General features: G+C 31.9%; 4 protein-coding genes. 1 reads left to right on the forward strand and 3 read right to left on the reverse strand.

Going from position 1 to position 3,088, the window contains the following annotated elements:
* Positions 1-786: 786 nt before the first annotated feature.
* A complete protein-coding gene (dut, locus tag MADAR_RS02930) occupies positions 787-1,167 on the forward strand; it encodes a dUTP diphosphatase (protein WP_014164025.1) in 381 nt (126 codons plus the stop codon).
* 2 nt (positions 1,168-1,169) lie between these two features.
* Here the strand turns inward: dut and MADAR_RS02935 are convergent, their stop codons facing one another.
* Genes MADAR_RS02935 through MADAR_RS02945 form a run of 3 tightly spaced genes read right to left on the reverse strand, consistent with a single transcriptional unit; the run spans position 1,170 to position 3,088 of the window.
* A complete protein-coding gene (locus MADAR_RS02935) occupies positions 1,170-1,568 on the reverse strand; it encodes a DUF1599 domain-containing protein (protein ID WP_238523435.1) in 399 nt (132 codons plus the stop codon).
* A gap of 52 nt (positions 1,569-1,620) precedes the next feature.
* Positions 1,621-2,010 (reverse strand): VRR-NUC domain-containing protein, encoded by a 390-nt coding sequence (locus MADAR_RS02940; protein WP_041178057.1) that lies wholly within the window; start codon positions 2,008-2,010, stop codon positions 1,621-1,623.
* 7 nt (positions 2,011-2,017) lie between these two features.
* Entirely contained in the window at positions 2,018-3,088 is a 1,071-nt protein-coding gene (locus MADAR_RS02945; protein ID WP_014164028.1) for a ribonucleotide-diphosphate reductase subunit beta, read from the reverse strand.

Raw genomic sequence — 3,088 nt, forward strand, 5'->3', positions numbered from 1 at the left:
ATCCATTTTTTACTTTTTTAAGCTACTTTAAGCTACAATGTACTGAAAAAATATTTTGCATGCAGGTACCTGCGCAGGTACGTACGCAGGTACGTACGCGGGTACGTACGCAGGTACGTACGCAGGTACGTGCGCAGGTACGTGCGCAGGCACGTACTCGGGTACGTACGCAAGTACGTACGCAGGTACGTACGCAGGTACGTACGCAGGTACGTACGCAGGTACGTACGCAGGCACGTACGCAGGTACGTACGCAGGTACGTACGCAGGTACGTGCGCAGGTACGTGCGCAGACACGTACTCGGGTACGTACGCAAGTACGTACGCAGGTACGTACGCAGGTACGTACGCAGGCACGTACGCAGGCACGTACGCAGGTAGACGTCAATTATTACGTCAATTATTACGTATATATTATATATATAAATATAAAATATAAAAAATATATATATATATATGCCTATTTTTCTTAAACCGACCTGAACCCTAAAAAAACTAAAAACTTTATCTTTCTTGTATAAAAACTTTTCATAAAAAGAAACATAAAAAGAAAAAAGAAGATATACCCCCCAAACCCCCCAATCCCTAAAATAAAGCTTATAAAACGATTTTTAGAATAGGTAATTTATTTTACCATAGAAAACCATAGCCCTTTAACAAAAGTCCCAAAAAAGATGGTTATTTTAACTTTATAGAGCTTTTTTAAAATATAATCTTGACTAAGAAAAGAAAGATACTAAACCATCAAAAATTACAATTAGTGAAGTATAATTAAAATAAATAAAAATGAGCATCACAATTAAAATCCGTAATTTATCCCGTCACGCTCTCCCATCTTACGCTACAGAAGGATCCTCAGGAATAGATTTACAAGCCTATATAGAAAAGGATATTATTATTCCATCTATGGAAAGAAAAATTATCCCAACTGGAATCTATATGGAAATACCCACTGGATATGAAGCTCAAATACGACCAAGAAGTGGATTAGCTTTACATCATGGAATAACTGTTCTAAACAATCCAGGAACTATCGATTCAGATTATAGAGGAGAAATAAAAATCTTACTCATCAACCTATCTCATCATTCTTTTACCGTAAAAAATGGCGATAGAATAGCACAAATAGTAGTTTACAAACACGAAAAAGTAAAATGGAACCCATAAACTCATGGATTTTTCATTTTTATTAAAGATAAAATAGCATAATTCAATATATCCATATAATTATCTTGAATTTTATCATAAAAATTATCCACTTCAGACAAACGCTTTTCTATTCCTTGAATACGAAAAATCTTTTGTAAGATTAAATCTTTTATAGAAGAAATACTCATATATTTCCAAGCATCCTCATAATCCGAATTCTTCTTTTCCATAAGAAGTTTAGCTTTTCTTATATATTCATCATACACATCTACTATCGTTATAAAATCTTTAATTTTTCTCTTCTTCTGAATTATTATTGCTAAAACAGAATAATTAACAATTTCTACCCAATCATTTTGATATATCTTAATTAAAATATATTTGCAAATTTCTTTAGGAATAAAAAACTTTTTTTTCATAAAATAACTTCTACATTGATTAGATATCATATCATATTGTATAGAAGTCCTCCTACTCATCTGTTTTTCTTAAATATTGATCTATATAAATTCTTGCTTGATCAAAATTATAACAAACATTTACCTTCCAATTATACGAATTCAATATATCAATTATATGAATCTGATTCTTTGTCAATTTATTTGGTTTTATTTTAAATTCTAAAGCCATTCCTGTTCTTCCTTCCATCGGAATAGGAACTAATAGATCAGGCATCCCTGGTCTTAATCTCATCACTTTTATAAGAAACCTCTCATAAGGAGTTCTTCTTGCTTCATTATGAGGATGAAAATAAAAAACATGCGGATATTTATAATCTAGATAATCACAAACAGAACTATGCAAAAGTTGTTCTTTTCCTAAAGAACCATACCAAATTTTTGATGTAATCTTTTTTTTCAATTTCACCCTAAGATTCACAAGACACACATCCAGAATTCCCTAAATTATCTTTCTGATTCTTTAAAAGAATCTTTAAAATTTCTTTTTCTTTTGAATTTTTTTTTTCTTCATCCAAAAGAAAAAGATCTTCATTCCAATCCTCATTAGGTTTACTATATCCAGTTTCACGATTATCAAAAAAATCAGTTTGCTGCTCGCCAGATATCGTTATATAAAACCAATCCATATGATCTAACATTTCTTTATCTACACTATAAAAATTCAATAACCCTAACTCTCTCAATTTTAAATTGGCTCTATCTCTCATAAAATTCTTTAATTCCTCCCTTTTAATAGTGGGAAGATCCCCTTTACTAAAAATATGATCAATAAAAAAAAATTCATTTTCCAATGCCAAATCCATCCCATGATAAATAGATTCTCTTACAGAATCCTTCAATCCCTCATTTTCTTCACAAAGTGTACGAAAAATTTTACAACCTGCTTCCGAATGAAGAGACTCATCTCTAACAGAAAAAATAATTTGCTGTCCTATTCCTTTCAAACGATTAGATCTCCTAAAAGATAACAATATAGCAAAAGAAGAGAACAATTGAATTCCCTCTGCAGCTGCAGAAAATAAAGCAACACTCCTTGCTATCTCCTCCCTATTATATCTACCATGATCACTTTTTCTAATATCCATCAAAACTTTCAACTTATTCATAGTCGCTTCATCTTCCAAAAAAGCATGAAAATCATCTAAACCTAAAATATCGTTTAAATAAGAATAAGCCACAGCATGAATGGTCTCAAAAGATCCAAAAGCTTGACCCATCATTTTTATCTCTGGAATAGGAAACCATTTTGGAATCATCTCTGACCAATAATTTCCGACCTCCGTTTCTGTCTGAGTAAAACCTTTTAATATATCTCCAATAACATTCCTTTCTCGATTCGACAAACTTTCATTCCAATCATGAATATCGGATTGCATATTAATCTCCGTATGTAACCAATGCGCATTCTGTTGCTTAAACCAATAATCATAAGCCCACTGATACTCAAAAGGCTTAAAATTCAAACGATCTTTCGTCAT

It is taken from the genome of Blattabacterium sp. (Mastotermes darwiniensis) str. MADAR, assembly GCF_000233435.1.
Taxonomy (GTDB): Bacteria; Bacteroidota; Bacteroidia; order Flavobacteriales; family Blattabacteriaceae; genus Blattabacterium.